Origin of the sequence: Amycolatopsis thailandensis (genome assembly GCF_002234405.1) — a bacterium.
Taxonomy (GTDB): Bacteria; Actinomycetota; Actinomycetes; order Mycobacteriales; family Pseudonocardiaceae; genus Amycolatopsis; species Amycolatopsis thailandensis.
Genome location: NZ_NMQT01000014.1, coordinates 40,070 through 57,034, shown reverse-complemented (window position 1 = coordinate 57,034; position 16,965 = coordinate 40,070). Strand labels below are relative to the sequence as shown.

Annotated in this window: 9 protein-coding genes; 2 read left to right on the top strand and 7 right to left on the bottom strand. The window is 67.9% G+C overall.

Translation table 11 applies throughout. The annotated features are described in order from the left end of the window. Position 1 precedes the first annotated feature (1 nt). A complete protein-coding gene (locus CFP71_RS03670; RefSeq protein ID WP_093932405.1) occupies positions 2–1,753 on the bottom strand; it encodes a substrate-binding and VWA domain-containing protein in 1,752 nt (583 codons plus the stop codon). 35 nt (positions 1,754–1,788) lie between these two features. After that, complete coding sequence (locus tag CFP71_RS03665; RefSeq protein ID WP_093932404.1) at positions 1,789–4,419, bottom strand: P-loop NTPase fold protein; 2,631 nt, start codon at positions 4,417–4,419, stop codon at positions 1,789–1,791. Positions 4,420–4,612: 193 nt separating this feature from the next. On the opposite strand from CFP71_RS03665, the gene CFP71_RS03660 reads away from it, so the two are divergent. Then, complete coding sequence (locus tag CFP71_RS03660) at positions 4,613–5,164, top strand: snapalysin family zinc-dependent metalloprotease (protein WP_093932403.1); 552 nt, start codon at positions 4,613–4,615, stop codon at positions 5,162–5,164. 49 nt (positions 5,165–5,213) lie between these two features. On the opposite strand, the gene CFP71_RS03655 is transcribed toward CFP71_RS03660, so the two are convergent. Together CFP71_RS03655 and CFP71_RS03650 are read right to left on the bottom strand one after the other, a co-directional pair. Then, positions 5,214–5,393: a ferredoxin gene (locus CFP71_RS03655; RefSeq protein WP_093932421.1), complete on the bottom strand. Its 180-nt coding sequence runs from the start codon at positions 5,391–5,393 to the stop codon at positions 5,214–5,216. Between the two features lie 5 nt (positions 5,394–5,398). After that, a complete protein-coding gene (locus CFP71_RS03650) occupies positions 5,399–6,601 on the bottom strand; it encodes a cytochrome P450 (RefSeq protein ID WP_093932402.1) in 1,203 nt (400 codons plus the stop codon). Positions 6,602–6,784: 183 nt separating this feature from the next. On the opposite strand from CFP71_RS03650, the gene CFP71_RS03645 reads away from it, so the two are divergent. Continuing rightward, on the top strand, positions 6,785–7,723 hold the full coding sequence (locus tag CFP71_RS03645) for a GbsR/MarR family transcriptional regulator (protein WP_093932401.1): 939 nt from the start codon (positions 6,785–6,787) through the stop codon (positions 7,721–7,723). Between the two features lie 832 nt (positions 7,724–8,555). Here the strand turns inward: CFP71_RS03645 and CFP71_RS03640 are convergent. The 3 genes from CFP71_RS03640 to CFP71_RS03630 form a co-directional block, all read right to left on the bottom strand. Then, positions 8,556–9,806: an HNH endonuclease signature motif containing protein gene (locus tag CFP71_RS03640; RefSeq protein WP_093932400.1), complete on the bottom strand. Its 1,251-nt coding sequence runs from the start codon at positions 9,804–9,806 to the stop codon at positions 8,556–8,558. A 255-nt stretch (positions 9,807–10,061) separates the two neighbouring features. Next, complete coding sequence (locus CFP71_RS03635; RefSeq protein ID WP_093932399.1) at positions 10,062–14,945, bottom strand: DNA repair ATPase; 4,884 nt, start codon at positions 14,943–14,945, stop codon at positions 10,062–10,064. Further along, entirely contained in the window at positions 14,942–16,951 is a 2,010-nt protein-coding gene (locus CFP71_RS03630; RefSeq protein WP_093932398.1) for a flotillin family protein, read from the bottom strand. Before CFP71_RS03630 ends, CFP71_RS03635 begins: the two co-directional genes overlap by 4 nt. Positions 16,952–16,965: the final 14 nt, after the last annotated feature.

Here is a 16,965-nt window from a genome sequence, read left to right as displayed (position 1 = left end):
GTCAGAAGTTGCTGAAGACGTTGACGAACATCTTGTCGATGCCCTGCGGGTCGACGGCCTGGTAACCACGGGCCTTGGACTTCAGCGCGATCTCGTCGAGCACGCGGCTGTCCGCCTGCGCGCCGTACGCCATGGTGAAGATCCGGACGGAGTTGTCCAGCCGTTCCGCGTCGACGTTCTGCAACACCTGCTCCCTGGTCCCGGCCTCGGTGTTCTGGCCGTCGGTCAGGAAGACCACGGCGTTGATGAGGCTCGGATCGAACTCGCGCCGCATCTTGTCGTTGGCGGCCATCACCGTCTGGTACAGCGCGGTATCCCCTTTCGGGGTCAGGTTGTCGATCATGCCGAGCATCGGGCCGCGGACGTTCTTGACCTTGCCGATCGGCATCTTTTCCTCGTAACCGTCCGAGAACGTCCACAGCCCGACCTCGTCTTCGGGATGCAGGTACTCGAGTTGTTTCTTGATCGCGGGTTTCAGCAGGTCGATCCGGCGCTCGGAGTACGGCTTGTCCTTGCGGTTCTTGTCGAACGGCTCGTTCATCGATCCGGAAAGATCCAGCACCAGCAGGATCCGGCCGCGCCGTTGCGTGTATTCCCAGCCGTCCAGCATCTTCTGGATCTGCCGGCCACTGGGGAGCGCGATGGGCCGGGGTTCGGCTCCCGCGGCATGCACGCCCTGAGCCAGCTTCTCGTTCCCGCGCCCTTCCGCGTCGCGGAAGCCGAGATCGCGGAAGCGGTCCTGTTGCGCCGGTTCCCGGAGGAACTCGGCGAAGTCCTTGGCCGCCACCCGCTGCTCCGGCGACGCCTTGGCCGTGGTGAGGAAAGGATGGTCGATCAGGACCGTCCCCTCGCTCGGGTGCACGGCCACCAGCGGCCGGTTCAGCGGGGCGGGGTCGGCCTGCAACCGTTTCGGGTCACCGGTCGGCGCGCCGTGGTTGTAGAGGTAGACCATCTGCTCCTGCATCGCCATCGCGCTGATGTAGGGCGTGGGCTTCTTCTGGTCCTCTTCGTACAGAGTCTTAAGGAACGCCACCGAGTCGTCGCTGTAGTAGGCGACCGACGCCTCGATGCCGCGGACGAACTGCACGGCGTCCGCGGCGTCGAGTTTGCCGTAGTCACCGCCCGTCGCCGCGAAATAGGTCGAGATCGTCGCGGCGAGCCCCGAGGTCGATCGGCGCGGATTGTCCTTGCCCAGCGTGAAGTTGCCCCACTGCGCGTTCTTCGGGTCGACGCCGCCCCAGCCGCCCTTCCGGTTCACCTCGAGCACGTCCCGCCAGCCGATGCCCTTCGCGGGCCAGCCGAGTTCCTTGGCCATCGGCTCCGGCATCGCGATCACCATCGGGCTCGTCGCGAGCGAGATCTTCTGGCCGTCCTCGACCAGGTCGCCTTTGCCGCGCTGGCGCAGCAGGTCGAGCCAGAGCGACGAACTCGGCAGCCAGACCTGGGGTTCGGGCTGGTTCTCGTCGATGTCGTTCCAGCCGTCGGCGATGAGGTCGAGCGCGGCGCCCGAGGTCTTCTTGAACGCCTCGACCTTCGCGCACCGGCCGCCGTCGAACGTGCGGCCGGTGTTGTTGTACCGCTCGGCAAGTTCGGCGATCAGGTCGCCCTTCTCCGTGGAGGAACTGGTGACCAGCCGGACGCAGTCGGTCCTGGCCGCGTTCGAGGGCGCGGTGACCGTGGTCGCGAGCAGGACGATCACGAGCGTCCCGACGAACGCGCCGAAGACGAGCGAAAGCCAGCCTGATCTCCGCATGCGCGCCCCCTCGACGTCGTAGCGCGCAAGTGTAGCTACAACGTGGTTCCCGGTTCCGTATCCTCGGTCACCAGATCGTAGGTTTCGAAACTGAAGCGGGCGAGGGTACCCACCCAATTCCGATAGACCTGTAGATCATCGAAGGATTCGACGTCTAGCCGCCATTCAGGTGGAAAGGCTTCGGCAGGCGATTCACCGCCGGAAAGCGCGATGAAGGTGGAGCGCGCGGCTCCCGGGTCGGCGACCAGGAGGGTCAGCAGGACGAGCACCGCCCGATACGGGCCGCCGACGAACCGCGCCAGTTCCGCGTCGGGAATGCCGATGCGCACGAGCCGGTACAGGTTGACCAGTTTCCGGATCTCGCGCGGCGTGTTGAGCCTTTTCCGGAGCACATGGACGAAATCGCGTTCGACCTCGGTGAGCCGCAACCGGTCCGGTCGCATGTTGTAGAACGTGGGCGGGGTTTTGTCCTCGACGAGGAATTCCTCCGGACCGTCGCCTTCGCCGCTTTCGAAGACGAGCTCGTCTTCGGGTTCCGCCCCGCGCCCGGAGGTCGCCGGTTCCCGTCCTTCGATCGGCATCAGGGCGTCGATCAGTTCGTCCGCCGCGGCTCCCAGGGGGCGCAGGGCGAACACGATCTGGAAGATCTTGTCGAGATACTCGGCCTGCCCGGCTTCCCCGGTGCCGAACAGTTCTTCGTGGTGCTGGTCCAGGCATCGCCGCAACCATCTCGGATCGACAGCCACCACCACGACGAACGCGGGCAGGGCCAGCAGCAGGTGCACCGCGGCGAGCACCTCGATCACCTTCGACGGCGGGCAGCGGTCGAGATCATCGATGTAGAGCACGATCCGTTCCAGTGGCGGCTCGCCCTTGGCACCCGCCAGCAGCCATTCCTTCCGCGCGTCCACCAGATCGGCGCTGAGGTCCGCGAGATCCTCCCGGACTCGAGCGAAAACCCCTTGGTAGTCCCCGTATCGGCCGCTCTTCGCTTCTTCGATCAGATCGCCGAGCCGGGCGGCCGCGTCCAGCCGCCGGAGCCGTTCCTCGGTCTCCCGGACCTCAGACTCGAATCTCTCGGCTCGCTTGCCGACGTCGCTCCGCAGTTTGTCCAATGTGGACTTCATCGGCGCGAGGGCGGCCCTGGCCGTGGTGAGCGCCGGGGTCAGCACGGCGCCGAGCGCGACGACGGCACCCGCCGCGGCGAGGATCGCGTTGTGCCACAACGTCCAGCCGACGATCGCCGCGACGAGACCGAGCACGCCGGAGACGGCGTAGCCCGCGACGGCGAGGCGACGCCGTCGGCGTTCGGCCCGGTCCACGCCGGACACCAGGAGCCGCCAGCGCCAGGTGCGCGGGGAGGCCGCTTTGACGGCTTCGAGGCCCGCCAGCCGGGTCCGCAGTTCCTCCCGTTCGTCACGGACCTCGCCGGCGTCCGCGTGGGTCCGGGGCGAGCCCAGGTTCCGGAACAGGTGGTCCACCAGCCCGACCCACAGGTGGTCGTCGTGGTACTGCCAGGCGTTGAACCGGATCTGCCGGATCTCACCGGCGAACACGCCGGTGGCGGCGTCACCCCGGGAGCGCCGGGCCAGCTCGGCGACCCGGTCGGTCACCTGCCGCACGAAACTGGACTTGCCGGAACCCCAGGGGCCCAGCAGCGCGACGCACAACGGCGGGCTGGTCTCGCGGTCGGCGATGACCGCGGCGAGGGTGCGTACGTCGTCCTGGAAGCCGATCAGGTCGACCGGGCTTTCGACGTCGGGCGTGATCCGCGGCCGCGCGCGCCCGGGTTTGGGCTCGACGAAACCGGTGCCGTCGATCTGGTTGCCGAAGCGGTCCCACACCCGGATCGTGCGGTCGTCCCCGACCGTGACGATCTTCTCGTTGCCCGCCGTGCAGGCGATCGCGCGGACGTTTCCGCGGTGTCCCTTGAGGAGCGTGTACGCGGCCGGGTCGTCGACGGCGCGGACGCAGACCTCGCCGCCGGAACCGCCGGAGAACACCAGTCTGCCGTCCGGGCTGAAGGCCAGTGTCCGCACCACTCCGGTGTGGCCGGGGAAGACGAGCGTCGGATCGCCCCGGCGCCCCCACAGGCGGACGGTCTCGCCCTCACCGGACAGCACACGTTGGCCGTCGGCCGAAACCGCGACCACGTGGACCGCGCCCGCGCCCCCGAACCGATAGTGGGAAACGACTTCCCGGTCCCACAGCCGGACGCCACCGGTGTCGTCGCCGGCGACGACGACCCGGCCGTCCGGGGTCACCGCGACCGATTCGACCTCCGGACCGCCGGTGCGGAGGCCCCGCACGGTCACCCCGTCGAGCCGCCGGACCTCGACCACGCTTCCCGCGCCGGACACGGCGAACTCGTTCGCCACCGCGACCGCGACGGTCCGCTTGGTGGTCTGGACCTCTGGTGGTGCTGCCTCGTGCCCGGCGAGCCGCCAGCGCCGCACCGTCGCCCCATCGCAACCGACCACGTGCCCACCCGAGATACCCACCGCGAGCACCGGCCGATCGTGGCCGCTCAGCACGAACCGTTGTACGCCGGTCTCCAGGTCCCAGACCCGGACGGTCCTGTCCGCACCCCCGGTGACCAGCCGGTTTCCGTTCACCGCGACCGCGAGGATCGGGTCTTCGTGTCCGGTGAAACGCGCCGTCGTCATAACGGCACAGTCTCCCGGTCGCGTCAAGATCATGGTTAACGACAGGCGACTATCGGCGGGTACCCCGACAACCTTGACAGGTCCTAACATCACGCGGAGGCAACGGAGGATCACGCACAGATTCCTCCCGCCAGAACAAAAGTGTCGACACTGCTCCGAAATTCCAGCACGCCTTAAACGCGAGGAGTTCAACGTGCTTCGACGTACCTTCGCCGCGGTGCTCACCGGCGCCGCGCTCTCCATCTCGGTGCTCTCGGCACCCTCCGCCGGTGCCGCCGAGATGTTGGCGACCACCCTGACCTACGACGACAGCCAGGCCGCGGAGTTCAAGGCAGACGTGGCCGCCGGCGTCAACGTCTGGAACACCAACGTCACCAACGTCCGTCTCGTGAAGGCGACGCCGGGGCAGCGGGTCAACATCCGGATCGTCGCCGACAACGGCTGGCCGCGCGCCACCCTCGGCCCGGTCCGCCCGAACGGCACGGTCACCGTCTGGTACGGCAGGCAGGCCGTCCAGCAGGGCTACAACAAGACCCGGATCGCCTCGCACGAACTGGGCCACAGCCTCGGCCTGCCGGACGTGAAGCCCGGGCCGTGCTCGTCGCTGATGTCCGGTTCGACCGGTGGCGTCAGCTGCGCCAACGTGAACCCGAACGCCCAGGAGAAGGCCCGGGTCCAGCAGCTCTACGCCGGCACCGCCGCGCAGAGCGCCGACGCGGGCAAGGTCCTCGCGGAGATCGGCTGATCCCGTGCCAGGGGGTGCCCGCCCGGCACCCCCTGGCCTGGACGGCGTCCTAGTCCTTCGCCGTGATCGCCGCCGCCGGGCACAACTGCACGGCTTCGCCGATCCCGTCCGGTTCCGGGTCGAGCAACCGGACCCGGCCGTCTTCTTCGTCCTGTCCGAACACCTCGGGCGCGGTCAGCACACACATTCCGGCGCCCACACAGCGTTCCCGGTCGACTTCGAGTCGCATCGCGATCAGTCCCACGCCACCGGGAGCGAGTACACCCCGTAGATGTCGGAATCGGACCGCATCGGGACCTCCTCGGCCGGAACGGCCAGGCGCAGCGCCGGGAACCTGGCCAGCAGACCGGTGAAGGCGACCTTCATCTGGACCCGCGCGAGCTGCTGGCCGAGGCACTGGTGCACCCCGTGCCCGAAGGACAGGTGCCCGGCGGTCTTCCGCCCGATGTCGAGCCGGTCGGGCTCGGGGAACTTCAGCGGGTCGCGGTTGGCGGCCAGCACCGAGATCGCGACCACCTCCCCCGCTTTGACGAGCCGCCCGCCGATTTCGACGTCTTCGAGCGCGGTGCGCGCACCGGTGTGCGTGATCGCCAGGTAGCGCAGCAGTTCCTCGATCGCGCCGTCGATCCTTTCGGGATCTTCGCGCAGGAGGGCCAGCTGCTCCGGGTGCTGCAGGAGCGCGAAGGTGCCCAGCCCCAGCATGTTGGCCGTGGTGTCCAAACCGGCCCCCAGCAACAGGAACGCGATGCCGGTGAGTTCCTCCTCGGTGAGTTCGGTGGCGGCGAGGTCGCCGAGGATGTCGTCGGTCGGCTCGGCCCGCTTGGCCACGACGAGTTTGTAGAGGTACTCGCCCAGCGCGTTCATGGCGGCGTTCTGTTCTTCGAGCGAGGCGTCCGGCATGTTCAGCGGCAGGACGTTGCGGCGGAAGAACTCGTGGTCCTCGTAGGGGACGCCGAGCAGCTCGCAGATCATCAGCGCCGGAATGGGCTGGGCGAAGGCCGTCACCAGATCGGCCGTCGTTCCCTGCTTCTCCATCGCGTCGAGGAATTCGGCGGTCACCTGCTCGACCCGTTCGGCGAGCAGCCGCATCCGGCGGACGGTGAACTTGCCGGTGAGCAGCTTGCGGTAGCGGCCGTGTTCCGGATCGTCCATCTTGATGAACAGCCCCGGCGGCGCGGGCGGCGGCACCACCATCGCCGCCGGACCCGGCAGCGGTGAGTGCAACAGTTCCTGCCGTGCGCTGAAGCGCGAATCCGCGGCGACCTCCCGGACGATCGCGTGCCCCGTCGCGAGCCAGCCTTCATGGCCGCCCGGGAACGTCATCCGGACGAGCGGGTGCTCGTCGCGCAGCGGGCCGAGTTCGGCGGGCGGGTCGAACGGGCAGCCGCGCGGCCGTTCGAGCGGCAACTCCGCGAGATGGGGTCCTGAAGTCGTCATAGCTGTTCCTCCCAGTTTTTAGCGATATTCAAAGGCTACGTTGCATTTATAGATCCTTCAAAGCTTGAACCTGGCCTTTTGGTTGTAATAGCTGGTAGATTTCCCGGAATCGTTGCAACGATCTTGCCGGTGAACGCAACGAAACGTTGCAATGATCTGCGACTGAACGCACAGGAGGTGCCCATGCCGGGCGGCAGGCTGACCCAGGAGGACCGCCGGCTGATCGCGACCTTGCTCAAGGACGGTCTCGGCTACGCCGAAATCGCCCGGCGGCTCGGGCGCCCGACGTCGACGATCAGCCGCGAGGTCGCACGCAACAGCGGCCATTCCGGCTACCGCGCCGAAGAAGCGAGCCGGGTGACCGGGGAACGGGCGCGACGCCGCAAGCCGCGGCCGCGGGCCACCCCCGTCGTAGAGAACGGCTACGGGCGGGACCCGGAGGCGGTGCGCGCCTTCGAAACCGACTTCGCCGAAATGATGGTCGCGACCGGACTGCCGCGGATGACCTCGCGGGTGCTCTCTTGCCTGGCCGTCAGCGACGACGGCGTACTCAGCGCGGCCGAGCTCGCCCGGCGGCTCCAGGTCAGCCCCGCCTCGGTCTCGAACGCCGTCGCCTACCTCGAAGCGCAGGCGATGCTCCGCCGGGAACGGGACGGGCGGCGGGAGCAGTACGTCCTCGACGAGGAGATGCCGCAGCGCGTGTGGGCCGAGAGCATCCGGGCGAACCAGGAATGGGTCAAGATCTCCCGCCAAGGTGCCGAAGTCCTCGGTCCTTCGACCCCGGCGGGTGCCCGCATGGACGATCTCTCCCGCTTTCACGCGCGCATCAACGAAGTCATGCTGGACGACCGCGTCGCCGTTTACGCCAGCGACGCGCTGACCGTGCTCGCCGCTCTGCTGCACGCGAGACGCGCGCTTTCCGTTTCGGCGCTCGCGTCCACGTTGGGGTGGCCGGAGGAGCGGGTGACGGGGGCATTGCGGGTGGTGGACGAGCATCCGCACATCGCCGGTCCGGTGACGGTGGTTCGCGGTGGTTCGCTTGTTGGGGAGTATCGGGCGGTTCCGTTGGTGGAACGGCTGACTGGGGCGCAGTTGGCGGCTTTGGAGTCTTTGGAGGCTTGAGCGCGGTGGCCACTTTTCGGCAATGGCCTGCCGGTTGGTGCGGGCGGTCGCCGTTTCTCGGCAATGGGGCTCGGTGCCGGGCGGGGTTGTGCCGCTGGGGCGCGACGATGGCGGCCACTGCAGACCTAAGGAACCGAGTCACCAGCTCACAAGAACGCGTCGCCGTTTCTCGGCAACGGGCTCAAAGCGGTGGCGGCTTGCCGGTGGGGTGCGCGGTGACCAGGCACGGCAGCCATCGTCGCCGAGGCGCGGCGATAGCCCTCTCAAGCCGAGAGGTTCGAGTCGAGGCAGATTCGCGTGAGTGCGTCGCCGAATCTCGGCAAATGAGGCGGAGCAGCTCCGGCGCATGCTATCCACAAGTCGCGATCGTCGCCGGATTTCGGCAACAGAACCCGACGGGCCGCGGCCATCGCCGTTGGGCGCGAAGGAGACTGCCTCAAGCCGAGAGGTTCGAACCGACGCAGACCCGCGCGAGCCCGTCGCCGAACTTCGGCGAATAGGACGGAATGGCTCCAGCACATACGATCCACAACTCGCGATCGTCGCCAGATTCCGGCAACAGAACCCGACGGGTCGCGGCCCTCGTCGTTGGGCGCGAAGGAGACTGTCTCAAGCCGAGGGGTTCGAGCCGACGCAGACCCGCGTGAGCATGGCGCCGAATCTCGGCAAATGAGGCGGAGCAGCTCCGGCGCATGCTATCCACAAGTGGCGATCGTTGCCGGATTTCGGCGACAGGACCCGACGGGCCGCGGCCCCCGTCGTTGGGCGCGAAGGAGGGTTTCGAGTCGAGGCAGGTAGTTGGGAGCGCGTCGCCGTTTTCCGGCAACGGTGCTCAGAACGGTGGTGGCTCCTCGGCGGTGAGTGGGCGAGGCTCGTGGAGTGGGGGCGGCGCGCTGTCGTAGCTTTGCCCGGTCGGAGTGGTGACGGTAAGGGTGCCGCCGGGGGTCAGATGGTAGGTCCAGCCGGGTTCGTCTTTGAGGCGGTGGTCTCGGCGGCAGAAGGCGATGAGGTCGTCGGCGTCGGTGTGGCCGCCGTGTTGCCAGGGCACCGCGTGGTCGAGGTCGCAGGCCTGGGCGACGCGGTGACAACCGGGTCTTCGGCATTCACGGTCCCGGACCCGGACGAACTCGTCGAGACCGGCGGTGGGCCGGTAGCGGTCGCGGCCGAGGTCGAGGACCTGTCCGGAAAGCGGGTCGGTGATGATCCGGCGGAGCACGGTGTTCGGGCCGGTGGCGATGTGCCGAGCCAACGCGGCCGGTATGTGGCCGTGTCCGGCGAGTTCGGCGGGGTCGTTGTTGAGGCCGAGGTAGGTGTCCAGGTCCATGTACAGGAACACCTCAGCGCGTTCGCCGGTGCCGCCGGTGCCGCCGAGCAGGAGGTCGAGCGCGACGTCGGCGCGCAGCTGATCCAGGGTGCGGGTCTCGCCACCGGTTCTGAGGGCTCTGGCTTCGCGGTCGATGCGCTGGTAGGCGGCGGTGACCTTTTCGACCGGGCCATCCTCGACCTCGATCGACGCGACCCCGGTCTCCCCGTGCCTCAGGGTGAGACGGCGGCCTTCGCGATGACGGGCGGTGCGTGCGTCGGCGCCGTCGCGGTCGACGGTGTCGGCCGCGTGGCTCGCCGCTTTCCGGATCTGATCAGAATTCCTGCCCGGTAACCGGTCCTCCAGCAGTGCGTCCGCGGCGAGCGCGTTCTCGTCCGAGAGCCACGCGGTGGCCGCAGCGACCTTCATCGCGCTGAACCCGGCCAGCTTCCCCTCGTCTATCAGGTTCAGCGTGCGGGGCAGGCGAGTGGTCAACGCGTCAGCGGCGGCGACCATCGCCCCCGCATGATTGTCCACAAGGGACAACTCGAAAGCGACCTCCTGGGTTACGCTCCGCGCCCCCTCTCGGTGCCGGTTCAGTTGTGCGATCGCCCGGAACCGGACCGCCTCCAACTGCGCGATCCCCGCCGACGCCGCTTTCGCGACAGCAACACAATCGGCGTCGTCCAAAGAGAAGACGGCTGCGTTGACGAGCTCCAGACTTCCGGGTTCAGTGAGTTTTTCGAGTAATGCCACCGGTGTGGCTTCGTGTGTGTCCATCCGATCACCATACGACCAGCCACCGACAGTTCTCGATCATTCAGGCACCACAAGGCATTGCGGGTTCTGGGTGTTCGGTTGGCGCTGCACGTTGCCGCTTCCCGGCGAGGTGAGACATCGCAAGACGTTGCCGTTTCGGCAAGGACACCGGTCCCGGGTACTCGCTCAACACCACGCGTCGCCGATTTCCGGCAACAAGAGGCACCGCAGGGCATTGCCGATTTCCGGCAACGCCCCGCAACGCCCGCAGCCGCCTTACATCACATCCCGAACGACCATCCGCTCCGAAGCCCGCTCGATAGCCGCCTCGACCGCACCGACCCGATCCGCCAGCAGGCCCATGGCGCCGACCGCCCGGCTCATCGGGTCCTCGTCGTCCCCACCGAGCGCCTGCGCCCGCAGGTATGCCGCCTTCACGTCCGCCCACCGCTGCGCCTCCGAGGTGCTCAGGCGCCCGCGCAGTTCGGCCAGCTTCAGCAGGTTCGCTTCCGCGCCCGAGGTGAGCGTCTGCGCTTCGCCGACGTAGTGGTCGTCGATCAGCGCCTCGAGTTCGGCGTCGTTCATCGCGGGAACGATCCGGCCGGCGAGCTTGTTCATGTTCCGGTACGAACCCTGCAGCTGGAACGGCGGTTCGACCCGGGACGCGTCCGCCTGCGCGGCCGAGGCGATGTACGCCTGGTTGTTCTTCAGGACGATCCGCTGCACCTGGATCAGTTTCCGCAGCACGGCGAGGATCTGCTCCAGTTCGGTCGCCGAGTACGCGTGCTTCAGCTGATCCGCCCGCACCGAACCGTCGCCGCGGGCGAGCCGCACGAGAACGTCCACATCGGACCGTTCTCGCGAGACCAACGGGGCCAGCACGGTGTTCGAGGTGAGCGAGTTCTCGATGTAGCTCAGCGCGAACAGTTCTTCCTTACCCGACAGCACATCGCCGAGGTTCCACACGTCCGCGCGGTTGGCGAGCATGTCCGGGATCCGGAACCGCTTGCCCTGCTCGGTGTACGGGTTACCGGCCATGCAGACCGCGAACCGCTTGCCGCGCAGGTCGTACGTCCGTGTCCGGCCCTCCCAGACACCTTCCATCCGCCGCTGCGCGTCGCACAGCGAAATGAACTTCTGCAGCAGTTCCGGCGACGTGTGCTGGATGTCGTCCAGATACAGCAGCACGTTGTTGCCCTGTTCCAGCGCGAACGAGATCTTCTCGACCTCCTGCCGCGCTGTCGCGTTGGGCGCGTCCGCCGGATCCACCGACGTGACCTCGTGCCCGAGCGCCGGTCCGTTCACCTTGACGAACACCAGCCCCAGACGGCTCGCGACGTACTCCATGAGTGTCGTCTTGCCGTACCCGGGCGGTGAGATCAACAGCAGCAGACCGGACTGGTCGGTGCGCCGCGCGTCGCCGGTCGCGCCGAGCTGCTTGGCGAGGTTGTCGCCGATCAACGGCAGATAGACCTCGTCGAGCAGCCTGTTGCGCACGAAGGCGCTCATCACCTTCGGCTTGTACTCGGCCAGCCTCAGCCTGTCCCGCTCCGCGGCCACCAGTTCGTTGCGCTGCCGTTGATACGCCCGGAAACCCGGCACCCGGTCGCGCCGGAACCGCCGCGTCCTCGCCAGCGTCTCGTCGAGTCGCAGGGTCAGGGACCGGTTGACGATACGGGGGTGCGCGCCGAGCAGACCGTCCACAGTGGCCGCGAGTTCCGCCGACGACTCATAGCGCGGCAGATCGGCGAGTTCCATCGCGACGGCCTCCGCCAGCTCGTCACCCGGAATCCCAGCGGAGTCCACAAAGGACGAAAGCCAGGCTTCGGCGAGCTGGTGACGGTCCGCGAGGTCTTCGAGGGCACGAAGGTCTTCGGCGAAGCTGCGGCGGTCGAGCCGGAACTTGTCGAGCAACATGCGCGCGCCACCGCTGGTGACGAAGCCCGGCGAGGCGTCGGCGAGTTCCTCGAACAGGTACTCACCGGCGAATTCGAGGTCCAGCGTCAGCCCGGACGACGTGGCGAACGCGGCCATCGCCTCGGCGAACTCACCCGCCAGCGAGTCGATCGCCGTCGTATGGCCGAACGCCTCCCGCACTCGCGCGAGCGACGCGGCGCGCGTCGTCCACGCGGACTTCGCCGCCTCTTCGACACCGAAAGCCCAGAACAGCTGAGCGGCGGCCCGCGCGGCGGGCGGGTACCGCAGCAATCCGGCGGCGGAACGCAAGCGCACCAGCGCGGCCAGGATCGCGGCGGCGTCGTGGTCGTGCACGCCGCGCGCGTAACCCTCGTCGTAGCGGTCTCCCGCGACGCGCCGAACGACGTCCAGCAGATCGGTCTCTTGCAGATCCGGCTGCTCGTCCAGGATCGACGTCGCCAGGTACTCGGCGCGATAGACCTCGGGCGACTCCGAGACCAGCAGCTGATCCCAGTACGGCCGCGTCGCCTCGAACGACTCGTCCCGCACGGGCGAGCGGTAGTCGGTCCCGGTGATCGCGAACTTCATCCCGCCGTCGTGCGGCACCAGCGTGAGGTCGATGTCCTGCGTGTTGACCGCGAAAGTATTGCGGCCCAAGCGGATCGTCTCGCCGCCCTCTCCGTAGAGGTCGAGCCTGTCGCGCAGCGCGCGCCCGGCTTCCTGGCGAGCGGCCTTGACCCGGCCTTCGAGCTCTTCCGCACGGACCTGGTCACCGAGGTCTCGCAGTTCGGCGACGACGCTGCGCAGCTTCGCGACCATCGGATCGGACGCGAAGTAGGTGTTGATCTCGTCGACCGACCCGAGGGTGCCGACCCGGCGGGTGACACTCGTCAGGATCCGTCCGGCCGAATCGACCAGCCTGTCCGCGCGGCGCGCCCGCTCGTCGAGCAACGCCTGCTTGCGCGAGGAGAACGCCTCGTAGACGTCGGTGCGCTTCTCCCCCAGTGAAACCAGGAAATCGTCGAACTCGCCGAACCGCGATTCGAGGTTTTCCAGCTGTAGCAGCAATCTGCCCAGCTGCTCGTCGCAGCGGTCCGGGGCGTCCGCGACCGCGAGCCCGCCGGTGATGGCCTGCGCGAGCAGCGCGAACTCGGCCGCGAACTCCGCCCGGCCCTCGGTCTCCAGCAGTTCCTTGCGCCGCGCGTCGAGGGTGGCCCGAGCCCGGTTGACCGCGCCGATGACCTCGCCGACGCGTTCGAGGATCTTCGTCCGCACCACGGCGTCCGCGATCTCCAGCCCGCCGACGACGTCGGTGAGCAGTTCGAGCCCGCCGGACTGCTCGTCCAGCTGCTCGGCGACCGGAACCGCCTCCGCGACGGTGGAGATCGCGCCCGCGGCCTCGATCAGCCTGTCGACCTCGGCGTGATAGCCGGTGAACGCGTCCTCGCCCTGGAGGAACCGGACGGCCCGTTGCGCGGCCTCGCCGAACTCCGTGTCCAGGTCGGCGATCACCTTGTCGACGCGGTCGGTGTCGGCGTACCGCAGTTCCCGCACGGTGACGAGATGTCCTCGCGCGCGGTGCATTTCGGCGAGCCTGCGCACCCACGCGTCGGCCGCGTTCAATGCCTCGCCGCGCACCTTCCGCACGAGCGACGCGGTTTCGGCGGCCGCCTCTTCGACGGCTTCGGCCGCCTGCGCGGTGAGCGAGGTGACCGTCTCGAACTCGTCGAGCACCTGCTCCGCGGTGACCCGGACGTCCGAAAGCGGCGACCGCAGATCACCGAGTTCGGCCTCGCCGAGCCAGTGGTAGTGATCGAAAACCCGCGCGCACGCGGCGATCAACGCCTCGAAGACCGCCGCCGACGGCGCCATCTCGCCGACCATCCGGCCGATGGAAAGACAGTCGGAGATCCCGCGGACCAGATCGGCGTTGCCGACCCGCTCCAGCGGTCCGGTCCCGGCCGGCTGCGACGCGGCGTACGTGTCCGATTGGAACGGCGTCCGCCACACCTGCATCGGGTGCACCCGGCTCGGCTCGTCGGACAGCGCGCGGAACAGCACCATCGTGCCGTCGTCGAACAGCGAGTACCCGTGACACGGGATCGGGTTCGAGACCTCTTTGCGGATCACGTTGTACGGCAGGAGAAGCGAGCGGCCCTCGGCCCGCGCGTGGAAGACGTAGAGCACATCCTCCCCGTTGGGCGAGCGGATCACCCGCTCGAATTCGAGCTCGTCCACCGTGGTGTCGAACGTCTTGCTGATGCCCGTGTCGAGGTAGTACCCGCCGGGGAAGATGATGCCGTGGTCCTCGGGCAGCCGCTGGCACGCCTGCCCGATCCCGTCGAGGCGCACCACGTCCCGGGTGCGGGTGTTGAACACCAGGTATCGGTGCTCGGTCTCCTTGTACGGCAGCATTCGCAGCAGGATGAGCGGGCCGATCCTGGCGTAGGACACTTCGGCGTCGGCCAGGCTCTGCAGCGGCTCGTCGACCGGCTCGGAGTAGACGCCCTCGCCGGTCTCGGTGTTGTTCTCGACCTTGATCGTCAGGTTGCCGCCGACGGTCTCGACGAACACCTCGTCCTCGATCGAGATGTGCGGATGCCTGCCGAGAACGTGCTGCTCGCGGCTGGTCTCGATCCATTCGAAGTCGTGCGACGGCGGGAAGACGTGGTCGCGTTCGCCCCGGCTGTCTACATAGGACGGCTTGCCGTCGGCGGCGATGCCCCAGCGCAGCACGCGGATGTCCTCGGTCCGCGGCCCGATCTGGAATACCGCGAGCAGTTTGCCCTCGACCCGGCGCAGTTGAAGCAGCTTCGCCTGCCGGTAGTACCGGTACAGCTCGGCGAAATCGCGGACGAACTGCTCGTCGCGCAGCAAACCCGGCAGCTCTTCGGCCGGCACGTCGTCGAAGCGGAAAGCCTCGTCGTCATGGCTGAAGCCGTGGAGCGAGAAGACGTCGTCGACCGTCGTCTCGGGCTTGAGACCGATGAAGACGTTGTAGCCGAACAACATCCGCCCGCCGACCGACACGACGTCGCGAGGCACGCAGTTGTTCGCGGTGCGGATCCGTTCCGTGCCGATCAGCGCGAGCTGCGCGCTGCCGAAGACCCCGAGCCGCGCGGTGTTGAGTTCGTCCGCGCGTTTCGCCAGTTCGGCGGCCTGTGCGGCGAGCCGGGCGCGGAGCACCTCGTAGGTGCCCGCGTCCAGCTGCTCCGTTCCCGCCGCCGGTTCGGTCGCCGTCACTGCTTCGCGGGGGCGAGGGCGGCGACGGACTTGTCGGCGAGGCCGAGCCGCTGCGCCATGGCCAGCAGCTCCTGCACCTTGCCGCTGTCCGGGCCGCCCGCCTGCAACTGCTTGGCCAGGAAGGCCGACAGCGTCAGGTTCTTCACGTCCTCAGTGCTCACCGAACCGAGCAGCTTGCCGATGTCGTCGGTGAAGCTGCCCGAACCGTCGAGCCACGACTTCCCCAGCGTCTGGACGACGTCCGAGTGCTCGACGAAGCCGTCCACGCTCTTGCCGAGCCCGATCGAGCCGATGACCTTCTCGAAGAACATCGTCTCGCCGCCGACGATGTCGATGTCGGCCTTCTCCAGCCCGATGCCCAGCACCGTGGCCTGTGCCTCGGCGACCTCGCGCTGCACGTTGAGCGCGGCGAGCCGGATCTCCTTCTCGGCCTCCAGGCGCAGGCGGTACTCCTCGTGCTCGCGGCTGGCGCTGTCGAGCGCGGCCATCGCGGCGGCCTTCTCGGTGAGACCTTCGGCCTCGCCCTTGAGCTTGTCTCGCATCGCGTCGGCGAGCACGATCGCCTTCTCGCGTTCGACGATCGCCTCGGCGCGGCCGACCTTCTCCAGCGCGTCGGCGTCGCGTTCCTTGACCTGCGCCGCGGCGAGGCCGACAGCGGCCTCCTCGGCCTGGATGCCCTCCGCGAGACGGATCTTCGCGCGGGTCTCCAGCTCGGCGGCCTGCTGACGCGCCTCGGCCAGCGTCAGTTCCTCGCGGGCCTTGTGCTTCGACGCGGCCTCGGCGGCTTCCGCGGCCTTGATGTCCTTGACGAGGTTTTCCTGCGCCTCCGCCTCGGCCCGGATGATGATGGCCGAGCGCTGGCGTTCCGCCTCCTCGACGACGCGGAGTTTCTTGATGTTCTCTTCCTGCTCCGCCACGGTCTTCTCGACCGCGATCCGCTCGCGGATCACCTCGGCGATGGACCGCTTCTCGGTCTCGACTTCCTTGTCCTTGGCGATGCGGGACAGTTCGGTCTCGCGTTCGCGGCCGATGACCTCCAGCAGACGGTCCTTCTCGATGCGCTCGCTCTCGATGGCGATCACGCGCTCGCGGTTCTTGCCCGCGACCTCGATCTCACGCTGCTGGTTCTGGTGCTGGACACCGAGCTGCTCGTCGGTGCGCAGATCGGCCGCTTGCGACTTGAGCCGCTCCTCCGCCTGGACCTTGGCGATCTCGGCCTCTTCGCGCGCCCGCATGGTCTCGACCTCGCGGCGCTGCTTGATCTCGGCGTCGGCCTGCCGCCGCTCCAGTTCGAGGATCGCCTCGCGGGCGTCCACGTTCTGGCGGGTGATCTCTTTTTCCTCACCGCGGCGGAACTCGTTGGTGCGCACGTGCTCGATCGCGGTCAGCTCGGTGATCTTGCGGATACCCTGCGCGTCGAGGATGTTCGCGGAGTCGAGCTGCGCCATCGGCGTCTGCTCGAGGTAGTCGATGGCCGCGTCCTCCAGGCTGTACCCGTTGAGGTCGGTGCCGATGACGCGGATGATCTGGTCGCGGAATTCGTGGCGTTTGGTGTAGAGATCCACGAAGTCCAGCTGCTTGCCGACGGTCTTCAGCGCCTCGGAGAACTTGGCGTTGAACAGTTCCTGCAGCGTCGCCTCGTGGCTCGCGCGTTCGGTGCCGATCGCCTGCGCGACCTTGATGACGTCCTCGACGGTCTTGTTGACCCGGACGAAGAACGAGATCCGGATGTCGGCGCGGATGTTGTCCCGGCAGATCAGGCCTTCACGGCCGGTGCGGGTGATCTCCATCGCCTTGACCGAGGTGTCCATGATCTCGGCCTTGTGCAGTACCGGCAGGACGATCGCGCCGGTGAACGTCACGTCGACGCGACGGACCTTCGAGATGATCAGTGCCTTCCCCTGCGGCACCTTTTTGAACAACCTGGTGATCGTGAAGAGCAAGACCAGGAGGATGACAACTATCACGGCGATCAGAACGCCGGCCCCCACGCTGATGGCACCCATACGTGTTCCTTTTC